Source organism: Nocardia aurea, from assembly GCF_003123685.1.
GTDB lineage: Bacteria > Actinomycetota > Actinomycetes > Mycobacteriales > Mycobacteriaceae > Nocardia > Nocardia aurea.
The window spans coordinates 1-19,926 of sequence record NZ_QCYJ01000144.1 but is presented as its reverse complement, the minus strand read 5'-3'; the positions used below and the strand labels follow the sequence as shown (position 1 = coordinate 19,926).

The following is a 19,926-nucleotide window of genomic DNA, read 5'->3' as shown; positions in this document are numbered from 1 at the left end:
TGCGAGCGGCGCGAAGCCAGGCCGTACTCTCGACCATTGTGCCGAATACGTCAGAAGCCACCGAAGACCAGCCGACCGGTGACCCGAACTACCTGGTCGGGCTCGATCTCAACGGCCGCCGCGTCGTCGTGATCGGCGGCGGAACGGTGGCCCAGCGCCGCATCGGGCTGCTTCTCGCGTCCGGCGCCGATGTCCACGTCATCAGCCGCGAGGTGACCCCCGCGGTCGAGGGCATGGCCACGTCGGGACAGCTGACCATCACTCTGCGCGCCTACGCCGACGGCGATCTCGACGGTGCCTGGTACGCGATCGCGTGCACCGACGAGCCCGAGACCAACGCCGCCGTCGTCGCCGAGGCCGAGCGCCGCCGCGTCTTCTGCGTCCGCGCCGATATCGCCCGGCTCGGTACCGCCGTCACGCCCGCGACCGCCCGCTACGACGGACTGAGCATCGGCGTGCTCGCCAGCGGTCAGCATCGTCGTTCGGCCGCGGTCCGCACCGCGCTGCTGGAAGCCCTGCAATCCGGCGTCGTCACCGACGAGTCCTCGCCGATCGTGCCCGGTGTCGCGCTGGTCGGCGGCGGACCCGGCGACCCCGACCTGATCACGGTGCGCGGCCGCCGCCTGCTGGCCAGGGCGAATCTGGTGGTCGCCGACCGCCTCGCGCCGCCGGAACTGCTCGCCGAACTCGGTCCCGACGTCGAGGTGATCGACGCCGCGAAGATCCCCTACGGGCGCGCGATGGCGCAGGAGGCGATCAACGCCGCCCTGATCGAAGGCGCCAAGGCGGGCAAATTCGTGGTGCGGCTCAAGGGCGGCGACCCCTACGTCTTCGGCCGCGGCTTCGAAGAGGTCGAGGCCTGCGTCGACGCCGGTATCCCGGTGACCGTCGTGCCCGGCATCACCAGCCCCATCTCCGTGCCCGCCGCCGCCGGTATCCCGGTGACCCATCGCGGCGTCACCCACGAATTCGTCGTGGTGAGCGGTCACGTGGCGCCGGATCATCCGGATTCGCTGGTCGATTGGCCCGCGCTGGCCCGGCTGCGCGGCACGCTCGTGCTCATGATGGCGGTCGAGCGGATCGAACAGTTCGCCACCGCGCTCATCGACGGCGGCAGGCCCGCGAACACCCCGGCCACCGTCATCCAGGAGGGCACCCTGCGCACCCAGCGGGTGCTGCGCGCCGATCTGGGCACCGTCGCCGCGCGGGTGCGCGGCGAGGGAATCCGCCCGCCCGCCATCGTGGTGATCGGCCCGACCGCGGCGTTCTCGGCCGATCTCGTCGCCAACGGCTGAATCCTGGGACCCGCGGCGCGGATCCCGGCCTCGCGTGGCGGACCGGCACGGTCACAACGGAGACCGCGGTCCGTTGTGGCTCGTCGGTCCAGCGCGCCGCGGGGCAGGCACAGGTTGCCGCATCAATTACAGTGGCTCACTGTGCTCCAGAACCCCGCTGCGCCGACGCAGTATCCCGTGACGCAGCGGGCCTTCGGGCTCGCCATCTTCGTGCTGAGCGGTTTGCAGCTGATGGTCGTCCTCGACGGCAGCGTGGTCATCCTCGCGCTACCGAGACTCCAGCAGGAGATGGGCCTGTCCAGTTCGGGCAGCGCGTGGACGGTGACCTCCTACGGTCTCACCTTCGCGGGCCTGATGCTGCTCGGCGGCCGGATCGGCGACGCCTTCGGCCGCAAACGCATGCTGATCGTCGGCGTAGCGCTGTTCACCTTCGCCTCGCTGCTGTGCGGTCTGGCGAACGGCGAGGCGATGCTGATCGCGTCACGCGCGCTCCAGGGCACCGGCGCCGCGCTCGCCGCACCGTCGGCCTTCGCGCTCGTCGCCACCACCTTCGCGCCGGGTAAGGCGCGCAATCAGGCCATCGCCATCGTCGGCTCCATGGTCGGTATCGGATCGGTCGGCGGCCTGGTGATCGGCGGCGCGCTGACCGAACTGTCCTGGCGCTGGATCTTCCTGATCAACGTGCCGATCGGCGTGCTCATCGTCGTCGGCGCGATCTACTGTCTCGCCGACACCGACCATCACCGCGTCGGCCTCGATATCCGCGGCGCCGTGCTCGGCACCCTGGCGTGCACCGCCATCGTCTTCGGCGCGACCGAGGGGCCCGAACTGGGCTGGGGGCACTGGGCCATCATCGGTTCGCTGGTCGGTGGGGCAGCGCTGCTGATCGCCTTCGTCTTCGCCGAACGTCGCGTCGACAATCCGCTGGTGCCGTGGTCGCTGTTCGACAGCAGGGACCGGGTGGCGACCTTCGTGCTGATCCTGCTCGCGGGCGGTGTGCTGGGAGCGATGACCTTCTTCGTCGCCCAATTCCTGCAGAACGTCCTGAACTACAGCCCGCTGCACGCCGGTATCGCCTGCATCCCGTTCACCGTCGGTATCGGTGTCGGTGCGGCCGTCGCCTCGAAGCTGGCGTTGCTCGTCGCGCCGCGCTGGTTGCTGGCGGGCTCGGCGGCGGTGCTCGCCATCGGCCTGTTGATCGCCTCGACCCTCGACCGCGACGTGCAGTACCTGCCCACCCTGCTGATCCTGCTCGTGGTGATCGGCGCGGGCGTCGGCGTGGCGATGGTCCTGACGCCGCTGTGCGTACTCATCGGCGTTCCGCCCTCCGACATCGGCCCGCTCGCCGCGGTCGGCCAGATGTTCATGAACCTCGGCACCCCGCTCGCCATCGGCATCCTGACCCCCGTCGCGGTCTCACGCACCCTGTCCCTCGGCGGCCGCACCGGCCACGCCTCCGGCATGACCCCCACCCAGATCGACGCCCTCAGCAACGGCTACACCCTGGTACTCGCCGTCTGCGCGGGCGTCGCCGTCCTGATCGGACTCGTCGCCCTCACCCTGCGCTTCACCCCCCAACAGATCGCGCAGGCCCATTCCGCCCAAGAAGAAGCCCAGCGAAGCTAGCTGCCGGAGAGCCGGGGTGGGAAAGCGAGTGGGCTCCTCGCGACGCGGCTCGGCGATCGGGTTGCGGCCGTGATGCGCTTCCAGTTCGAGTTGGTCCCGGTCGGCGAGGTCGCCGCGTGGGGGACAGGCCGGAACCTGCACTGGTTCGGGCTCACCGAGGGCCGGTACTGCCTGGAGGTGGGGGGAGTCGAGTTGTTGCGATACACGGAGCAGACCGTGGCCCGGCGCTCCCGCCGGGATGGGCGAGAGAAGCCGCCGTGGGCCGAGTATTACGTAGTCCGCCCATGGGAGGACATGCTGCGAGCGCTGCCCTACATCCTCGAACCCGTGCCTGCTGATCTTGTGGACACCGTGGCTACCGGACGGTCCATCGACTGGGACGACAACGCGGAGTTCCTGCACGACACACGGATCGATGCGGCGCCGACCCCGACGGCGAGATCGCTTTCACCGCGCCGCGAACAGGGCGTGTATCGGTCGATACCGATGAATTCATCTCCGCTGTAACAGATTTCGACCACCGGCTGCTCGAAGCCATGCAGGAACGGGTCGACGGGATCGCCGCGGTCTGCGTAGCCGAGGGGATCCACCTCGATATTCCCGGGCTGGTGCGCGAGCAGGCCGACCGACGAACCTGGCTGTCGCGATCGTTGACGCGACGAGCGAACACCGACTGGGATGCGGTGCGCGCGGGTGCGTCCCTCACTTTCGAGGTGATTCCGATCGGGCTCTCGTTGGTCGGCACACGCTGGGGTTCGGTATCCCCGTGATCGCTCAGGGGCCGAGGATGGCGCGGACCTGGTCGGCGGCGCGGCGGGCGTCGGGTTCGTCGAGGATCGCGATGGGTTCGTCGGTGCCGTCGAACCAGTTCGGGCCGACGGCGAAGGGGGTGCCGGTGAGGGCGACGCCGATGCCGGGGCCGAGAGGGCAGATGATCGCGTCGCCGGACAGCGGGTCGGTGACCACCTCGACGATGATGTACTGGCGACGGATCCGGTTGTAGTCGTCGGAGCTGACGATCAGACAGAGCATGCCTCCGGGCAGCACGCTGCCGGACGGGGCGTGCCAGACCTCGCCGAATCGGGGCGACGGCATCAGTGGCCCGCGCGTCGCTGCGCGAGCAGACGGGCGGCCACCGTCGTGGCCCGGTCGGGGGTGTGTCCCGCCGAATTCAGGGTCGCGGTGTCGGCGGCCAGCCGTTGGCGCAGGTCGTCGCGGTGGATGAGTTTGGCCAGGTACGCCGAGCGTCCGAGGTTCTCGGCCTCGGCGCGGCGCTCCAATATCCGGAGGGTCTCCTCATCGAGCGATACCGAGGTCTTGCGTCCAGCCATACCGTCGAGCGTACCGCCGGTGGCGGTACGCCGCGGCACGGCCGAGAGCCGCCGGGTGATCGATATCTGTCGGCTCAGAGGCGGCTGACGACCTTGGTCGGGGTTATCCGCACGATGATGCGTTCGGCGCTGTCGTCGGGGGCGGACGGGTTGAAATCCGCGTAGTCCTGCCCCGTGTACTTGCGGGACAGGCGGTTCGGCAGCACCCGTTCCGGATCGTCGGTCACCGTGGCGGTGCCGCGGATCTCGGCGTAGACGTAGGGATTGTCGGGCGGGCTGACCAGGATGGTCACCCGCGGGTCGCGAACGATATTCCTGCCCTGCGCCCGCGTGCGGGTGGTGGAGAACAGTAGATCGTCGCCGTCTCGCTCGATCCAGACCACCGTGAGATGCGGTTCGCCGGTGGGGCTGATGGTCGCGGCGGTCGCGAACACCGTGGACTCGTCGAGGTACTTCTTCAGGCCTTCGGAGAGGTCGGTCGTCACGTCGGGAGCCAACGCCCGCGTCGGCGCGATCATTCCACCCGCACCGAGAACGCCGGTTCCGAACTGTTCGACTACCCGCTGCGGCGATATTCGTTGCCGGGGCAGACTTTATCGAAGGAGAAAGTTCGCGTATCGACGCGCGCTGTTCCCGCAGCATTGTTTCCGAATGGCGTATTTCGGCGTGGCCGCCGAAATATCGGCGGCCCGCCTACTTTATGCGCAGTCCGAGCGCAACTTACCCAGTGCGTTGACGATCAGGGAAGCATCGGCGGGTGTCTCGGCCGCCTGTAGCGCCCTAGGTATTGCGGGGGAAGCCCAATTCGAGGCCGCCGTGACTCGGGTCGAGCCATCTGGCGGTGACGGCTTTGCCCCGGGTGAAGAATGCCACCCCGTCGGTGCCGTGCGCGTGCGCGTCGCCGAACAACGAGTTCTTCCAGCCGCCGAAACTGTAGTAGGCCATCGGCACCGGAATCGGCACATTGATGCCGACCATTCCGACCTCCACCTCGTGGTGGAACCGCCGGGCCGCGCCGCCGTCGTTGGTGAAGATCGCGGTGCCGTTGCCGTAGGGGTTGGCATTGATCAGCGCCAGCCCTTCGTCGTAACTGTCGACGCGGACCACCGAGAGCACCGGGCCGAAGATCTCGTCGGTGTAGACACTCATTCCGGGGTCGACATGGTCGAGCACCGTGGGCCCGAGCCAGAATCCGTCGTCGGAACCGTCGACTCGCACACCCCGACCGTCGAGAACCACTGTCGCGCCGTCGGATTCGCCCGCCTCGAGATAAGCGGCGACCCGATCGCGGTGCTCGCGGGTGACCAGCGGCCCCATATCCGCGCCGCGGACGCTGTCGCCCGTGGTGATGGTCGCGGCGCGTTCGGCGATCTTCGACACCAGTTCGTCGCCGATCGGCCCGACGGCCAGTACCACGCTGATCGCCATGCATCGTTCACCGGCCGATCCGAATCCGGCGTTCACGGCGGAATCGGCGGCAAGGTTGAGATCGGCGTCGGGCAGCACGAGCATGTGGTTCTTGGCCCCACCCAGAGCCTGCACCCGTTTGCCGTTGGCGGTGCCGCGTTCGTAGACGTAGCGCGCGACAGGTGTGGAGCCCACGAAGGAGACGGCCTTGATCGCCGCGCTGTCGAGCAGTGCGTCGACCGCCACCTTGTCGCCCTGCACCACGTTGAAAACCCCTGCGGGCAAACCGGCTTCGTGCCACAGGCGCGCGAGCCACAGCGACGAGGACGGGTCCTTCTCGCTCGGTTTGAGTACGACGGTATTGCCCGCGGCGATGGCAAGCGGGAAGAACCACATCGGCACCATGGCCGGAAAGTTGAACGGCGAGATGATCGCGACGGGACCGAGCGGCTGGCGGATCGAGAAGATGTCGACCTTGGTCGACGCGTTCTCGGTATAACCGCCCTTGAGAAGATGCGGTATGCCGCAAGCGAATTCGACGACCTCGAGTCCGCGTGTCACCTCGCCCAGCGCGTCGGAGGCGACCTTGCCGTGTTCGGCGGTGACCAGCGCGGCCAGTTCCTCCTTGCGGTCGTTGAGCAGTTCTCGGAATCGGAAGAGGATCTGCGTGCGCCCGGCGAGTGACGTGTCACGCCACGCGGGGAACGCGTCGGCCGCCGCGGCGACGGCGGTCTCCACATCGGCGGCGTCGGCCAGCGCGACCCGGCCGGTGACCACGCCGGTCGCGGGATTGGTCACCGGGGCGGAGCGGCCGCTCGTGCCGTCGAAGGGTTTGCCGTCCAGCCAATGCGCGATGGTGTCCATATCTCCTCGATCGTGGGAGTCGTGGTTGCGCTGTCTCGCGCGTCCATCGTCGCCGAGCGGAGGCCGCCGTGTCGGTCATTCGACGCTTTCGGCATGTCGGAGATGGGAGAACCCGGGGGTCTAGCCTGCCCCCGGGTTCCAGTGATGCCACCCAATTCGCACACCGGGATCGGTGGGATCGGATCAAGATGATCGCGACGCGTCCTGCCTTTGGACCATCCCCCATCGTGGCTGAGGGAGCCGGAGTTGAACCGGCATCTCGGCGCTGCGTGTCCTTTCCTCGTGATCCCGTGTTCGGCGGCGAATACTCGAAGCTGGAGCGAGAATCTGAGCGTGGTCACGGCTGCCTCTGCCGATTGGGCTACCCGGGCAGGTACCCGGGGCGGGGCTCGAACCCGCACTGACACCGTGTGATTCAGATCTGAACTTCAGTTTGAGTGTGCGCTCCTGCGCTGTCCCCGCCTCGCGGCGAGGACGAATGTGGGATCCGGGGCGGGCGATACCGCCCCGGATCGGTGTCATCGGAAAAGGTAACCGAAGATCGCCGCACCGGTCTTGCGATCGGTGATCTCGGCGCTGTTGGCCTCCTCACGAGCGAATTTGACCGCCTGCTGCACCTTCTCGATGCGATCGGCGATCTCGTTGACGCGCCGCGCGGGCAGCGCGCCGGAGAATTTCACCGTGGTCCAGTAGCCGATGGCGATGTCCTCGTAGTACACCTCGACCTGGGCCGGGTGCTTCTCGGTGGCCTCGGCCTTGACGTGGTTGCGCGGCACCTTCTTGGTGCGCAGGGTGCGCACCGCGTCGGTGCGCCAGGTGTCGGAGGAATCGTCGAAGGACCAGGCCTCGGCGGCGTCGAGTACCGGCAGCTTCTTGACGAAGGTGTGCAGGTCGGCGAGCTGCTTCTCCAGGAAGAGCAGGTAGGAGACCGGGACGTCGCTGAGCAGCGTCGTACCGTCGACGGTGACATCGGCCTTGGCCTCGGTGTTGGCCCAGTCCTTGGTGGCCGTCACGTCGAACAGGCGCGTCAGCGTGCTCGCGGTCTGCCGCAGCACTTCCTCGGATTTCACCTGCACGCGCGTCGACTCCGGCGGGAGCTGTTCGCCCTCTTCGTCCTTCGGCTGATACGTGCGCGCGATACCGGCGAGCAGCGCGGGCTTGTGCAGCTGTCCCTGGGTGTCGGCCAGTTCGCGTAGCGCGCCGCTCTTGACGCCCTTCTCCACGGCGATGATCTGATTGAGTTTGGTCATCGTCTGCCTCCTCTCGGCGCTGCTCGGTTCGCGTACGCCGAAATCATTGCACCGCAACGTCTTTGTGTCCGGTACCTTCGGTGCGGCGCCGATGATGTTCCCCCCGCCGCGCATGTCACGGTAGCGGCGCGTCACCCGCGGCGCATCCGAATTACCCGGCGATGAGGGATGTTCCGAGGTCACCGCGTCGATTCCACTCGGGCGCGGGATGTTTCGGCGGTCGTTCGCGCGCGCGGTCGTCACGCGTTCCGCACTCCGGCAGCAATCCGATACCTGCGGTTACCGCTATTCCGGTAACCATGTTACTGTCTGGTAGTGCGGCTGTGACGTGAGTCATGTCATCTGCCTATTGCGAAACTGGACACTCCGGCGACGGTGCGGGGGTGGTGTCACACGGAGAGTTGTCTATGCGTCAGCGGGTTCGTTCGCGTGCAGTGTCGATGTCGCGTCCGCGGCCGGGTCGGGTGCCCGCCGTGCTGGCGATGGCCGCCGTGGTCGCGCTGTCCGGCGCGGGAATCGGTGTCCCGGCTGCCGTGGCGGCGCCGGTCGGCTCGTTCTACACACCGCCTGCGGATATCCCGAACACTCCGGGCGTGGTCGTCAAGACCCAGCCGATGACGATCCTGGCCACCGTGCCCACCGAAGGCGGCTGGCCGGTTCAAGCCAGGCACGTCATGTACAGCAGCAGACTCCAGGATGGCTCGCCGGTAGCGGTCAGCGGCACCTATATCGAGCCGAACGGCCCCTGGCAGGGGCAGGGCGCACGACCGACGGTCGTCATCGCCCCCGGCACATCGGGTCAGGGCGACCGCTGCGCGATGTCGGTGGCGTTCTCGACCGGCATCAGTGTGACGACCGATCCGTCGCCGTCGCTGTCCGCGAACCAGGAGCTACCGTCCTCCGCGGTGTGGAGCGCGCTCGGCGCCCGTGTGCTGGTCACCGACTACATCGGCCTCGGAACCCCCGGGATCCACACCTACGCCAACCGGATCGAGGGCGCCCACGCGGTTCTCGACGGGGTGCGCGCGGCCAACGAACTCGGCGGTGTCGGGCCCGACACCCCGGTCGTCCTGTGGGGTTACTCCCAGGGCGGCGGCGCGACGGCGGCCGCGGCCGAGATGCACTCGTCGTACGCGCCGGAGCTGAACCTGAAGGGCACGTGGGCGGGTGGGCCGACGGCGGATCTGGCCGTCATCCTCGAACGGATCGACGGCGCGCTGATCGGCGGCGCCATCGGATTCGCGATCAACGGCATGCTCGCCCGCTACCCGGAACTCGACCAGGCCCTCGACCGGGTGATCAGTCCCGCCGGGCGGGCCAAACTGACCGAGCTGAGCGACGAGTGCATCGGTGACATCATCGTCAGGAATCCCTTCCTGAAGACCAGTTCGATGACCGTCGACGGCCGTTCGCTGAGCGAACACCTCGCCGGGATGCCCGAAGCGGCGCCCGCACTGGCGCAACTGCGTATCGGCAGTCTGACCCCGACGTCGCCGGTGCTGATCACCAGCGGCCTCAACGACGACACCGTCCCCTACAACCAGGCCCGTCGCCTCGCCGACGACTGGTGCGCCAAGGGCGCCACGGTCGACTTCCGCACCAACGATCTGCCGCCGATCCTGCCCGGGACCACCATCCCCGGTCATTTCGGTCCCGAGATGATCGACGGTTTCGGCCCCGACAACGCCATCACCTATCTGCTCGACCGACTCGCGGACAAGCCTGTCTCGGGCTGCACCTACCGCTGAGTGAAACGGCGTCGCGTTCGCGGCGCCGACGAAATCCCGAACCACCCCACCCGCCCTGTCCACGGTCGGGCTTCCCTTAAGGATCCGTGATGACCGCATTCTCGCGCCGGTCACTGCTCGGCGGCGCCGCTGCTGCCGCCGGTGCCCTCGCGCTCGGCGCGCGCTCGGCCGCTCCGGCCGCCGCCGCGCCGGGCACTGTCCCGTTGACCCGTGAAGAACACCGCGTGGTGGTCATCGGTTCCGGTTTCGGCGGCGGTGTGAGCGCCCTGCGCCTGGCGCGGGCGGGGGTGCCGGTGACGGTGCTCGAGCGTGGTCTGCGCTGGCCGACCGGTCCGAACGCGGAGACCTTCCCCCGCGCGTCCGCGCCGGACAAACGGCTGCTGTGGCACCGCTCCAGCCCGAACCTGTTCGGGCGGCCCATGCTGTTCGAGCCCTATACCGGGCTGGTCGAGGCGGTGCCGGGGGTGAACATGACCGCACTGTGCGCGGCCGGTGTCGGCGGCGGTTCCCTCGTCTACCAGGGGATGTCGCTGCAACCGACCCGGGAGGTGTTCGACACCCACTTCCCCCAGGAACTCGACTGGGCGCTGATGGACCGGGTGCACTACCCGCGGGTGGCGGCGATGCTGGGTCTGGCCGAGGCCCCCGACGAACTGGTGGCGAGCGAGAACTACCGGGCAGCAAGGGTTTTCGCCGAGCGCGTACGGCGGGCGGGTATGCCGCTGTCGAAGATACCCATGCCGATCGACTGGGATTTCGCGCTCGCCGAACTGCGCGGGGAGATGAAACCCTCCTACACCAACGGCGACGGCGCGATGGGCGTCAACAACGGCGGCAAGCATTCGGTGGATGTCACCTACATCGCCGCCGCCGAGGCCACCGGACTGGTGCGGGTGCAAACCCTGCACGAGGTCACCGACGTCGAACGCGCGCCGGACGGTCGTTGGGTCGCCCACGTGCTGCGCCTGGACACCACCGGCGCGGTGGTCGAGAACAAGATCCTCACCGCCGATGCCCTGATCATGGCCGCGGGCAGTCTCAACACCACCCGGCTGCTGGTGCGCGCGGGTGCCAAGGGCCTGATTCCCGGCCTGCCCGACGGGCTCGGGCAGGGCTGGGGGACCAACGCCGACCGCATCTACGTGTGGACCGACCCCGACGCCGAATTCGGCGCGCCCCAGGGCGGACCGGTGGTCTACGGCAGCAAGAACTGGGACGACCCGCGATCGGCGCACACCGTCATCCAGGCGTCCATTCCGCCGCTGTCGATCGACCCGCGCAGCACCATGATGGTCGGCTACGGCGTCAGCGACAGTCGCGGCGCCTTCGCCTACGACTCCGCGCGCGACGACGCGATCCTGCACTGGCCCGCCGACGGCGACAGCGATATCCAGAACAACCACATCGATCCCGCCGTGCGCCGGATCGCCGGGCCGGACGGCATGCTGATCGACACCAACGCGCTGTTCCCCTCCACCTGGCATCCCCTCGGCGGCGCGAGTATGGGCGCGGTCTGCGATCTGGACGGCCGCGTGCACGATCAGCCCGGTCTCTACGTTCTCGACGGCGCGCTGCTACCGGGTAACGCCGCCGCCTGCAATCCGTCGATGACCATCGCCGCGGTCGCCGAACGGGCACTGGACAATATCGTCGCCCGCGATATCGGCACGCTGATCTGAGTGTGTCGCGGTACGGCCCGGACCATCGGGCCGATCAGCCCGAGACGGTCGGCATCGTCAGCGTGACGGGTTCGTGCGGGAGCACGGGGCGATAGATGCAGCGGGTGCCGGAGTAGATCGTCGGCATGCATTCGTTGCAGTGCACACACGCCGACCGCGTCGATTCGTCGGATCGGATGCGGTGCAACAGATCCGGTTCCCGCAGCAGCGCGCGTCCCATCGCGACGAAGTCGAAACCCTCGGTCATCGCCAGGCGCATGGTCTCCATGTTCGTGATCCCGCCCAGCAGGATCAGCGGCATGGACAGTTCACGGCGGAACTGGCGCGCCCGCTCGAGCAGATACGCCTCCTGATAGGGGTACTCCTTCAGGAAGGCCCGTCCGACCGCGCGGAAGCCCCAGCGCGCCGGGCCGGGAAGGGTTTTCGCGAACGAGCGGCGCGGCGCGTCGCCGTGGAACAGCAACATCGGGTTGAGCAGCGAACTGCCCGCGGTCAATTCGATCGCGTCGAGGGTGCCGTCGGCCTCCAGCCACGAGGCCACCTGGAGGGATTCGGGGACGGTGAGTCCGCCGCGCCTGCCGTCCTCCATATTCAGTTTGGCGGTGACGGCGAGCCGCCCGCCGACGGCCTCCCGGACGGCGCGCGCGATCTCGCGGGCGAAGCGGGCCCGGTTCACGAGCGGTCCACCGTAGTCGTCCTTGCGACGGTTGAGCAGCGGGCTCAGGAAGGCACTCGCCAGATAGTTGTGGCCGAAATGGATTTCCACGGCGTCGAATCCGGCCTGTTCGGCCAATCGCGCGGCGTCGGCGTGCGCGGCGACGAGATCGGCGATCGCGGCGGCGTCGGGGACTTTCATGGCCCGCATCCCGAGCGGGCTGAACAGCGGGCTCGGCGCGAGCGCCGGTACGCGGTTGGAGGCGGCGTTGGCGACGGGTCCGGCATGACCGATCTGGGCGTTGGCCGCCGCGCCCTCGGCGTGCACGGCGTCGGTCAACTTCCGCAGACCCGCGACGGCTTCCGGTCGCATCCAGATCTGGTGCCGATCGGTGCGCCCGCCCGGCGCGACGGCGCAATAGGCCACCGTGGTCATGCCGACGCCGCCCGCGGCGACCTCGCGATGGAACGCGATCAGATCGTCGGTCGCGAGCGCGTCGGGGGTTCTGCCCTCGAAGGTCGCGGCCTTGATCACCCTGTTGCGCAGCGTGATCGGGCCCAGTGTCGCCGGTGCGAACACTTCTGTCATGGTCACTCCTGTACCGGTGCGGTGAGGCCGGCGACGACGAAGCTCCGCAGTGTCGCCACCGCGCGCTCCGACATGCCGTGTTCCTCGGTTTCGGGGCTGCCGAAACGCATGATGACGAGATCGAAGGCGAGCATCCAGCGGCGTCGGCTCTCCCCGGTGCTCAGTTGCGGCAGCAGTCCCGTCCACGAGTCCATGCGGAACCAGCGTCCCTGCCATGCCGTGAGATGGCGCCCCGACACGAAGCGGGCGAGCAGGCGAAGATGCAGCCTGCCCACCGGATCGGCGGCCAGATCCAGGAACGGGGCCAGCACGGCGTCGACGAGCGCGGGCACCGAATCGGGCCGCGAGCCGGTGGCCTCGGCCATCCCGCGCGCCCACAGTGGTCCGAGCCGGTCCTCGATCAACGCGCCGACCAGCGCCTCCTTCGACCCGAAGTGGTAGTGGACCGCCGCCGGATTGGTCCCGGCCTCGGCGCAGATCGCCCGCACCGACACCTCGTCGTAGGGCTCGCTCAGCAGTAGCCGTTCGGCGGCGGCGAGCAGGCGGTGACGGGTGCCCTCGGCAAGTTTCTGGACCACTCCAGAATTAGAACACGTTTCAATACCTTGTTCAATCAATGATTGAATCGGTGACCGGATCGGCGCGCGATTCGGTGACGATGTGGAAACGAACCCCGCGCGATCCCGAGCCGGACCGTAGCGTCGTCGGCAGGCGGTTCAGGGGGGCCGTCGTCGGGACACGAGCAGACGAGGCGACGAATGAGACAGCGGCCGACCGCGATCGGATACCTGCGCCGAGACGTGTCCGGGGTGTCGTGGGAATGGCACGAGGTCCGGATTCGCGGCATGGCCCGGCGGTTCGGCTACGACCTGGCCGATACGGTCGCCGCGGGTTCCGACGTCGAGCGGCCGCTGCCTCGACTGCTCGAACTGGTGCGAGGCATGGACGTCGACGCCGTCATCACGCCGAGCCTGGTGCACCTGGGTGGCGCGCTACCCGACGACCTGCTGCGGCTGTGCGAGATCAACACCTTCGAACCGGAAGCGACCTACGCGGCACGGACTCCGGCGCGCTGGGACGGATATCGCTGAGCGGCGGCCCTCAGTGATCGTCGCCGGAATCCCGCGCTGGCGGGGGCGGGAACAGGCGGTGGATGGTCAACGACGCCGCCAGTAATCGGGAGTTGTCCGGTTCGTTCGGGTCGATCCCGGTGAGTTCGGCGACGCGCCGCAGCCGATAGCTGAACGTGTTGGGGTGGATATGCAATCGCGCCGACGCGGTCTTGCGGTCGGAGCCGTGGCGGATGTGCGCCTCCAGCGCTTCGAGCAGGTGCGGGTTGCGCAGCAGGGGCGTGATGCGTTCGGCCAACCGATCGCGCGCGGAGCCGGGACGGGTGAGCTGGTACTCCAGCAGCAGATCGTCGAGCCGATAGAGCCCGGACGGACGCCCGAGCAGGCGCGCCAGGGTCGCGAGTTCGGCGACTTCGGCCGCGGCGGCGGGAACGTCCGCGCGCCGGACCGCGCGACATTCGGTGAGATAGGCGGGCACGCCGAACTGTTCGGCCAGCTCCTCGGCCAATCCCGCGTAGCGGGCGGAATCGGTGCCGGGATCGGAGTGCACGGGAAGTAGCGCGATTCCCGCCGAACCGTCGAAGGTCGCCAGCGCACCGCCGTTGGTGCGGGCGTCGAGGGTGCGATGCAGGACCCGGATGCGCCTGCGCGCCAGCAGATCCGATGCGGGGCCGGGCTGCGCGGGCGGGGCGATCCCGATGGCGAGCACGGTGTAGCGGTCGGTCAGCGCCGTGTCGGCGCGGGCGGCCTCGTCGTACGCCGGTCGGCCGCGGAGCAGAGCCGAGCACAGTTCCCGTCGCGCTTCGCGCTCGGCGCTGTATATGGACTGTTCGACCTCGGCATAGGCCTCCATCACGGTCACGTTGATATGCATGAGCAGATCGAGCAATCGCGAGATGACCACGGTCAGCTCGTCGATCTCGCCCGGCGCGGTGAGCGCGGCGGCCTCGGCGAGCACCGACTGCGCCGAGCCGTGCATCGCCTCGATCAGCAGGGCGAGTGGCAACCGGTCCTCGGCATGACGCTGTGCGACGGGAGCGACGAATGCCGTCACCTCCGCCCTGGTGAATTCGCGTTCCTCGCCGATGGCCTGCAACACCGCGCGCCCGCAGCCGTAGATGGCGGGCAGTACCTCGGCGGTGAAATGCCCCTCGGGCAGATCGGCCGCGGGTGGGGTGGCGCCGAGCCCGGCGGCCAGCATTCGCTCGGCGATCTGCGGCCACCGGGCGAGTAGTCGGGTGACCAGGGGCGGATCCGCGGTGGTCGACGGTGTGACGACAGGCATGGGCCGATTGTGTCCGACGGCCCCGCGCCGGACAACGTTTCGGTTCCGGCAACCAGAACTTTGTCACCGGCGACAAGGCGAACGGGCGCGACTTCGTTCCCGCCGACCATCGGCGTCCCGTCGCGCTGTCGTGGACGCCCGACTCGACGCCGCACGCCGCACGCCGCACGCCGCACGCCGGACTGTCGGAACGCGAAGTTCTCCGTTCGCCCGGGCCGAATCCGATGGGATTTCCGGAACTTCCCGCCATATCGCGCCCGGGGGAGATATCGACCGTTGTCCGATTTGTCTGGTCTATCCGGATAATCCAGTTCTGTGCCGGTCGACTCGCGATGTCGACCATTGATCGGGTGTCGGCATCGCGCGACGGGATGATGATTTCCAATGGCGACACCCACACGAGGTGACTTTTCACAATCCCATTCGGCGCTGCTATGAGCGGAATTGTGCCTCCGGTCGAAATTCTTTCCGGTAGATACGCGAAAGCGGGGTCACCGAATGGTCGGTGACCCCGCTTTCGGAGCGTGAGATGTTATGCGCAGTCGGAGCGCAGTTTGCTCAGCGCGTTGACGATCAGATACCCCTGGGCCGGGGAAGTCGCGGTCTGGAGCGCATTGATGAAATTCTGCACATTCGCGCGCCCCTGATCGGTGGTCAGTTCGCCCGCCCGCCCTTGAAGCTCTCCGATCAAGGCCTCCTTGATCGGCTGCGACTCCTCCAACGGAAGTGTCGCCAGCGGCGTCAACGCGTTGAGTGCGTCGTTGGCGATCGAGGTGATGGCCGGGCAGTCCGCGGCGATATCGGGGCTGGGCGCCGCCGTCGCGGCCGACGACATGATGCCGGTCATCGCGGTAGCGGTGGCGAGCACGGCGAGGGCCATTGCACTTCTTTTTCTCATGAGAATCTCCACTGATTTACTGAGTTCGTCCACCGGACAATGCTGACGGATTATCGATCCGCAGGTTGGCGAACAGCGAGCGGGTCATTCGTGAGACCCGTGCGAAACCGGGGGAATTCGACCGATGGCGCGGTGTGACCCGAACCGATGGACCGTCCCGGCTTCCGATAGTTTCCGGATTCGCCGAGTTGTGTCTCTCGGTGAAGTCGGAGAACTATCATGAATCGAAACGCTACAGCAATTGTTGTGGGATACCAGGGGGCGGCATAAAGATTCTTGCTTCCGCCCAATCCCGATTTCGGCGTCCCGGCGCGGTGATTGCGGTCCACTGTCTGAGTCTGTCGGTCACATCCAGAGGAAATGCCGATACGCCGGAGAGACGGCTCGGCACATCGGTCACGCGCGCATTTCGATGAGGATTGTGACGCATCACAGGATTCGCACCACCACGATCCCGTCACCGGAATCGGATATGCGTCCAATCGCACAGCGGCCCAGTGATTGTCGAAGCGCGCGTCGGTGGGCAGACTTGTCGGATGCGAACAGACGTGGGACCGGATCTGATGCGGCGATGGGTGGCACTGTCCGGTGCGGCGGCGGAATCGGTCGGGGCGGAACTGATCGCGCGATACCGGGAACCACATCGGCGCTATCACACCGTGGAGCACCTCGCGGCGATGCTGTCGGTCATCGACGACCTGGCCGCCGACGCCGACGATATCGACGCGGTGCGCTACGCCGCCTTCTTCCACGACGCCGTCTACGCGGTCGACCGTGCCGACAACGAGGAACTCAGCGCCCAGCTGTCCGAGTCGACCCTCGCCGCACTCGGCGCACCGGCGGAACTGATCGGCGAGGTCGCCCGATTGGTGCGGCTCACCGCGGGGCACGCCCCGGAACCGGGCGACTGCAACGGCGGCGTGCTCTGCGACGCCGACCTGGCGGTACTCGCGGCGGACGAATCCGGGTACGACGCCTACGCCGCGGCGGTCCGCGCCGAATACCGGCAGGTGCCCGACGAGGTGTTCCGGCCGGGCCGCGCCGCCGTGCTACGTGGACTCGCCGAACAGGACCGTTTGTTCCACACCCCGACCGCGCGCACTCGTTACGAATCGGCGGCACGGGCGAATCTCGCGCGCGAAATCGCGCAACTCACCGGATAGGCAGATGCGCCGGGAATGACGCCCGAGCCTTCGATTCCGCGCTTGCCCCGCCGTCGACCTGCTGTGCCCGTGCCTTCGGTAGCGCGGAACCGGCAGCCGAACGCGCACGGACGGCGGTGCGGGTGTCGGCGCACCGCCGGGTCAGGTCAGGACGAGCAGTTCGGTGGGCGAGGCGATCTCGGTACGCAGGCCCGCCTTGGTCGCGATCCGCGCGACCGCTCGGATATCGGTGGGATCGGCGCGGGTGACGACCAGGGCGCGCGCGAGCAGCCCCTTGTGGTGTTTGTTGAAATGGCTGACCACCGTGCGGCTGCCGTCGGGATGTTCGGTGAGCACGTTGGCGGTGACCGCGCCGGGGACGCGGCCGAGTTGCTGGTAGGTGCCCGAGCGCAGGTCGACGACGAGTTCGCCCGCCGCCTCTTCCGCGAGCGCCGCGCCGAGATGATCGCGCCAGATCGCCGAAAGGGTCGGCAGGCCGGGGAGTTTGGTCCCTCCGGAGAGCCGGTAGGCCGGGATGGGATCGCTCGCGCGGATCGCGCCGAACAGTGCGGAGCCGATACCGAGTCTGGCGTAGGCCTTCTCGCTCTGGACCTTGGTGAAACCCTTCGCGTCGAGCGCGTCGTAGAGCACCCCGGTGTAGCGCTGTAGGGCGGGACGGGTCGCCGAGGTGCGCAGCGCGGCGTTGCGCGCGATCTCACCGTCGGCCCCCTTGCCGAGCCCGAGGACATCGCGGGAGCGGTCGGGATCGGCGGCGAGCCGGATCACTTCGGAGACGAGCCGGTCGCGTACCTCGGTCAGGCGTGGCATCGCGAGCTCCGAGAGTTCCAGTGGCGCGCCCGCGCCGCCGTCGGATTTGGTTTCGGAGGGAGGCAGCAGCACCAGCACGAGCGGATACGGTACCGGCGGGCGCGCCCGGGACGCGGAGGTGGTCGCCCGTGTGATCGCCCGGTGCGAACACGGCGCGCGGTAAATGGGTAATGGCTTGCGTGGTCCCTGTGACCGGCGACTACGCTTTGCACCCGTGATCACCCGCCTCTCCAGACTGTTCCTGCGTACCCTGCGCGACGATCCCGCCGACGCCGAGGTGCCGAGCCACAAACTGCTCGTCCGCGCCGGATACGTGCGCCGCGTCGCCCCGGGGATCTACTCGTGGCTGCCGCTGGGTCTGCGGGTGCTCCGGCAGGTGGAGAATGTCGTCAGAGAAGAGATGGACGCCATGGGCGCCCAGGAGATCTCGCTGCCCTCGCTGTTGCCGCGCGAGCCCTACGAGACCACCAACCGCTGGACCGAATACGGCGACGGCCTGTTCCGGTTGCAGGACCGTAAGAACGCCGATTACCTGCTCGGACCCACCCACGAGGAACTGTTCGCGCTCACCGTGAAGGGCGAATACAACTCGTACAAGGATCTGCCGGTCGTGCTCTATCAGATCCAGACCAAATACCGCGACGAGGAGCGTCCCCGCGCGGGCATCCTGCGCGGACGCGAGTTCATCATGAAGGATTCCTACTCCTTCGACCTCGACGAAGGCGGTCTGAAGAACAGCTACCGGGCCCATCGCGATGCCTACCAGCGCATCTTCGAACGACTCGGCGTCAAGTACGTGATCGTCGCGGCGACTTCCGGCGCCATGGGCGGCAGCGCGTCCGAGGAGTTCCTGGCCGAGAGTCCGGTGGGCGAGGACACCTATGTGCGCAGCGTGGAGTCCGGGTACGCGGCCAACGTGGAAGCCGTGGTCACGCCCGCGCCCGAGCCGCTGCCGGTGGACGGTCTGCCCGCCGCGGTCGTCCACGACACCCCCGGTACCCCCACCATCGCGACGCTGGTGGAATGGGCCAACGCGGCGGGCGTGCTCGATCGCCCGGTGACCGCGGCCGACACCCTCAAGAACGTCATGGTGAAGTTGCGCCACCCGGACGGCAAATCCGAGATCATCGGCATCGGCATCCCCGGTGATCGCGAGGTCGACGACAAACGGCTCGGCGCCGCCGTCGAGCCCGCCGAGGTGGAACTGCTCACCGATGCCGATTTCGCGGCCAACCCGTTCCTGGTCAAGGGCTACATCGGGCCGAAGGCGATGCAGGACAACGGCGTTCGCTACCTGGTCGATCCGCGCGTCGGGACCGGTACCAGCTGGATCACCGGTGCGGACGTCTCGGGTAAACATGCCGTCGGCCTGGTCGCCGGACGCGATTTCACCCCCGACGGCACCATCGAGGCCGCCGAGGTCCGCGACGGCGACCCGTCGCCGGACGGGCGCGGCACCCTCGTGTCGGCTCGCGGCATCGAGATCGGGCACATCTTCCAACTCGGCAACAAGTACACCGACGCCTTCGAGGTCGACGTGCTCGGCGAGAACGGTAAGCCGGTGCGGGTGACCATGGGTTCCTACGGCATCGGCGTCTCGCGCATGGTCGCGGTGATCGCCGAACAGCAGCACGACGACAAGGGCCTGCGCTGGCCGTCCGAGGTCGCCCCGTTCGACGTGCACGTCGTCATCGCCAACAAGGACGACGCGGCGCGCACCGGCGCGGAACAGGTCGTCGCGGGTCTGGACGCCAGGGGGCTCGACGTGCTCTTCGACGACCGCACGGCCTCGCCCGGCGTGAAATTCAAGGACGCCGAACTCCTCGGCATGCCGTGGATTCTCGTCATCGGCCGGGGCTGGGCCGAGGGCAAGGTGGAATTGCGCGACCGGTTCACCGGAGAGGTCACCGAGATCGCGGCCGATTCCGCCGTGGACGCGGTCGTCGCCAAGATTCGCGCCTGATCGTTCGCCTGTCGTCGCGGCCCCCGGTGCACTACGACCGGGGGCCGCGGTCGTGCGGTGCGGATCTGTTCGGTGACATCGCACAGCGTCGGTCGCGCGCGGTGGTGAGAAGATGGAGTGATCGGCTTCTACTTAGTACTGCAACGACAGGTTGTGATTTGGGGTGTCGTGCTGGTAGTGATCTGGTTCGTGTTGTTGGAGAGGGCAGTCGGGTGGTCGGCGGGTTTCGAGGCGTTCGTGGGTCGGTTCGCGGCTCGGTTTCCTCGGTTCGAGTCGCGGCGGCAGATGCGTTTCTAT

The 19,926-nt window shown here is 68.1% G+C and carries 18 protein-coding genes and 1 pseudogene; 9 read left to right on the top strand and 10 right to left on the bottom strand.

The features are described 5' to 3' along the window. Positions 1 to 38 precede the first annotated feature (38 nt). The 3 genes and pseudogenes from cobA to DAT37_RS45855 all read left to right on the top strand — a co-directional run bounded on the left by cobA (position 39) and on the right by DAT37_RS45855 (position 3,691). Positions 39 to 1,295, top strand: coding sequence for a uroporphyrinogen-III C-methyltransferase (cobA, locus tag DAT37_RS36845; protein WP_109529574.1), 1,257 nt, complete (start codon positions 39 to 41; stop codon positions 1,293 to 1,295). A gap of 141 nt (positions 1,296 to 1,436) precedes the next feature. Then, entirely contained in the window at positions 1,437 to 2,921 is a 1,485-nt protein-coding gene (locus DAT37_RS36840; protein WP_109529573.1) for an MFS transporter, read from the top strand. Positions 2,922 to 2,993: 72 nt separating this feature from the next. Continuing rightward, positions 2,994 to 3,691: pseudogene (locus DAT37_RS45855) on the top strand (DUF5984 family protein). A 4-nt stretch (positions 3,692 to 3,695) separates the two neighbouring features. Here DAT37_RS45855 and DAT37_RS36825 read toward each other — a convergent pair. The 5 genes from DAT37_RS36825 to DAT37_RS36805 form a co-directional block, all read right to left on the bottom strand. Beyond that, positions 3,696 to 4,016 (bottom strand): hypothetical protein, encoded by a 321-nt coding sequence (locus DAT37_RS36825; RefSeq protein WP_109529570.1) that lies wholly within the window; start codon positions 4,014 to 4,016, stop codon positions 3,696 to 3,698. After that, on the bottom strand, positions 4,016 to 4,252 hold the full coding sequence (locus tag DAT37_RS36820) for a ribbon-helix-helix protein, CopG family (protein ID WP_157978881.1): 237 nt from the start codon (positions 4,250 to 4,252) through the stop codon (positions 4,016 to 4,018). The genes DAT37_RS36825 and DAT37_RS36820 overlap by 1 nt, the downstream gene beginning before the upstream one ends. 74 nt (positions 4,253 to 4,326) lie before the next feature. Next, positions 4,327 to 4,770, bottom strand: coding sequence for a PPOX class F420-dependent oxidoreductase (locus DAT37_RS36815; protein ID WP_109529568.1), 444 nt, complete (start codon positions 4,768 to 4,770; stop codon positions 4,327 to 4,329). A 262-nt stretch (positions 4,771 to 5,032) separates the two neighbouring features. Further along, positions 5,033 to 6,523 carry a CoA-acylating methylmalonate-semialdehyde dehydrogenase gene (locus tag DAT37_RS36810; protein WP_109529567.1) on the bottom strand — a complete coding sequence of 497 codons (1,491 nt, stop codon included), beginning with the start codon at positions 6,521 to 6,523 and terminating at the stop codon, positions 5,033 to 5,035. Between the two features lie 518 nt (positions 6,524 to 7,041). Next, positions 7,042 to 7,773: a DUF7873 family protein gene (locus DAT37_RS36805; RefSeq protein WP_109529686.1), complete on the bottom strand. Its 732-nt coding sequence runs from the start codon at positions 7,771 to 7,773 to the stop codon at positions 7,042 to 7,044. A 440-nt stretch (positions 7,774 to 8,213) separates the two neighbouring features. On the opposite strand from DAT37_RS36805, the gene DAT37_RS36800 reads away from it, so the two are divergent. Both DAT37_RS36800 and DAT37_RS36795 read left to right on the top strand, forming a co-directional pair. Then, positions 8,214 to 9,521: a lipase family protein gene (locus DAT37_RS36800; protein ID WP_198654626.1), complete on the top strand. Its 1,308-nt coding sequence runs from the start codon at positions 8,214 to 8,216 to the stop codon at positions 9,519 to 9,521. 89 nt (positions 9,522 to 9,610) lie between these two features. Beyond that, complete coding sequence (locus tag DAT37_RS36795) at positions 9,611 to 11,200, top strand: GMC oxidoreductase (protein ID WP_109529566.1); 1,590 nt, start codon at positions 9,611 to 9,613, stop codon at positions 11,198 to 11,200. A gap of 34 nt (positions 11,201 to 11,234) precedes the next feature. Here DAT37_RS36795 and DAT37_RS36790 read toward each other — a convergent pair whose 3' ends face one another. Continuing rightward, entirely contained in the window at positions 11,235 to 12,443 is a 1,209-nt protein-coding gene (locus DAT37_RS36790) for an NADH:flavin oxidoreductase (RefSeq protein WP_109529565.1), read from the bottom strand. 2 nt (positions 12,444 to 12,445) lie between these two features. Further along, positions 12,446 to 13,021 carry a TetR/AcrR family transcriptional regulator gene (locus DAT37_RS36785; protein WP_109529564.1) on the bottom strand — a complete coding sequence of 192 codons (576 nt, stop codon included), beginning with the start codon at positions 13,019 to 13,021 and terminating at the stop codon, positions 12,446 to 12,448. 180 nt (positions 13,022 to 13,201) lie between these two features. On the opposite strand from DAT37_RS36785, the gene DAT37_RS36780 reads away from it, so the two are divergent. After that, positions 13,202 to 13,534: a hypothetical protein gene (locus tag DAT37_RS36780; protein WP_109529563.1), complete on the top strand. Its 333-nt coding sequence runs from the start codon at positions 13,202 to 13,204 to the stop codon at positions 13,532 to 13,534. Between the two features lie 10 nt (positions 13,535 to 13,544). Here DAT37_RS36780 and DAT37_RS36775 read toward each other — a convergent pair whose 3' ends face one another. Next, the gene (locus DAT37_RS36775; RefSeq protein WP_109529562.1) at positions 13,545 to 14,798 is read right to left on the bottom strand and encodes a PucR family transcriptional regulator; all 1,254 of its coding nucleotides are present in this window, start codon (positions 14,796 to 14,798) and stop codon (positions 13,545 to 13,547) included. Positions 14,799 to 15,330: 532 nt separating this feature from the next. Next, positions 15,331 to 15,696, bottom strand: coding sequence for a hypothetical protein (locus DAT37_RS36770; protein WP_157978880.1), 366 nt, complete (start codon positions 15,694 to 15,696; stop codon positions 15,331 to 15,333). 536 nt (positions 15,697 to 16,232) lie between these two features. On the opposite strand from DAT37_RS36770, the gene DAT37_RS36765 reads away from it, so the two are divergent. After that, a complete protein-coding gene (locus DAT37_RS36765) occupies positions 16,233 to 16,859 on the top strand; it encodes an HD domain-containing protein (RefSeq protein ID WP_109529560.1) in 627 nt (208 codons plus the stop codon). A 141-nt stretch (positions 16,860 to 17,000) separates the two neighbouring features. Here DAT37_RS36765 and yaaA read toward each other — a convergent pair whose 3' ends face one another. Further along, positions 17,001 to 17,744 (bottom strand): peroxide stress protein YaaA, encoded by a 744-nt coding sequence (gene yaaA, locus DAT37_RS36760; protein WP_109529559.1) that lies wholly within the window; start codon positions 17,742 to 17,744, stop codon positions 17,001 to 17,003. A 136-nt stretch (positions 17,745 to 17,880) separates the two neighbouring features. Between yaaA and DAT37_RS36755 the strand changes: the two genes are divergently transcribed. Continuing rightward, positions 17,881 to 19,629 (top strand): proline--tRNA ligase, encoded by a 1,749-nt coding sequence (locus DAT37_RS36755; protein WP_109529558.1) that lies wholly within the window; start codon positions 17,881 to 17,883, stop codon positions 19,627 to 19,629. Between the two features lie 117 nt (positions 19,630 to 19,746). Then, positions 19,747 to 19,926 (top strand): hypothetical protein (locus DAT37_RS45850; RefSeq protein WP_232840226.1); only part of this gene is annotated, 180 nt, incomplete at its 3' end.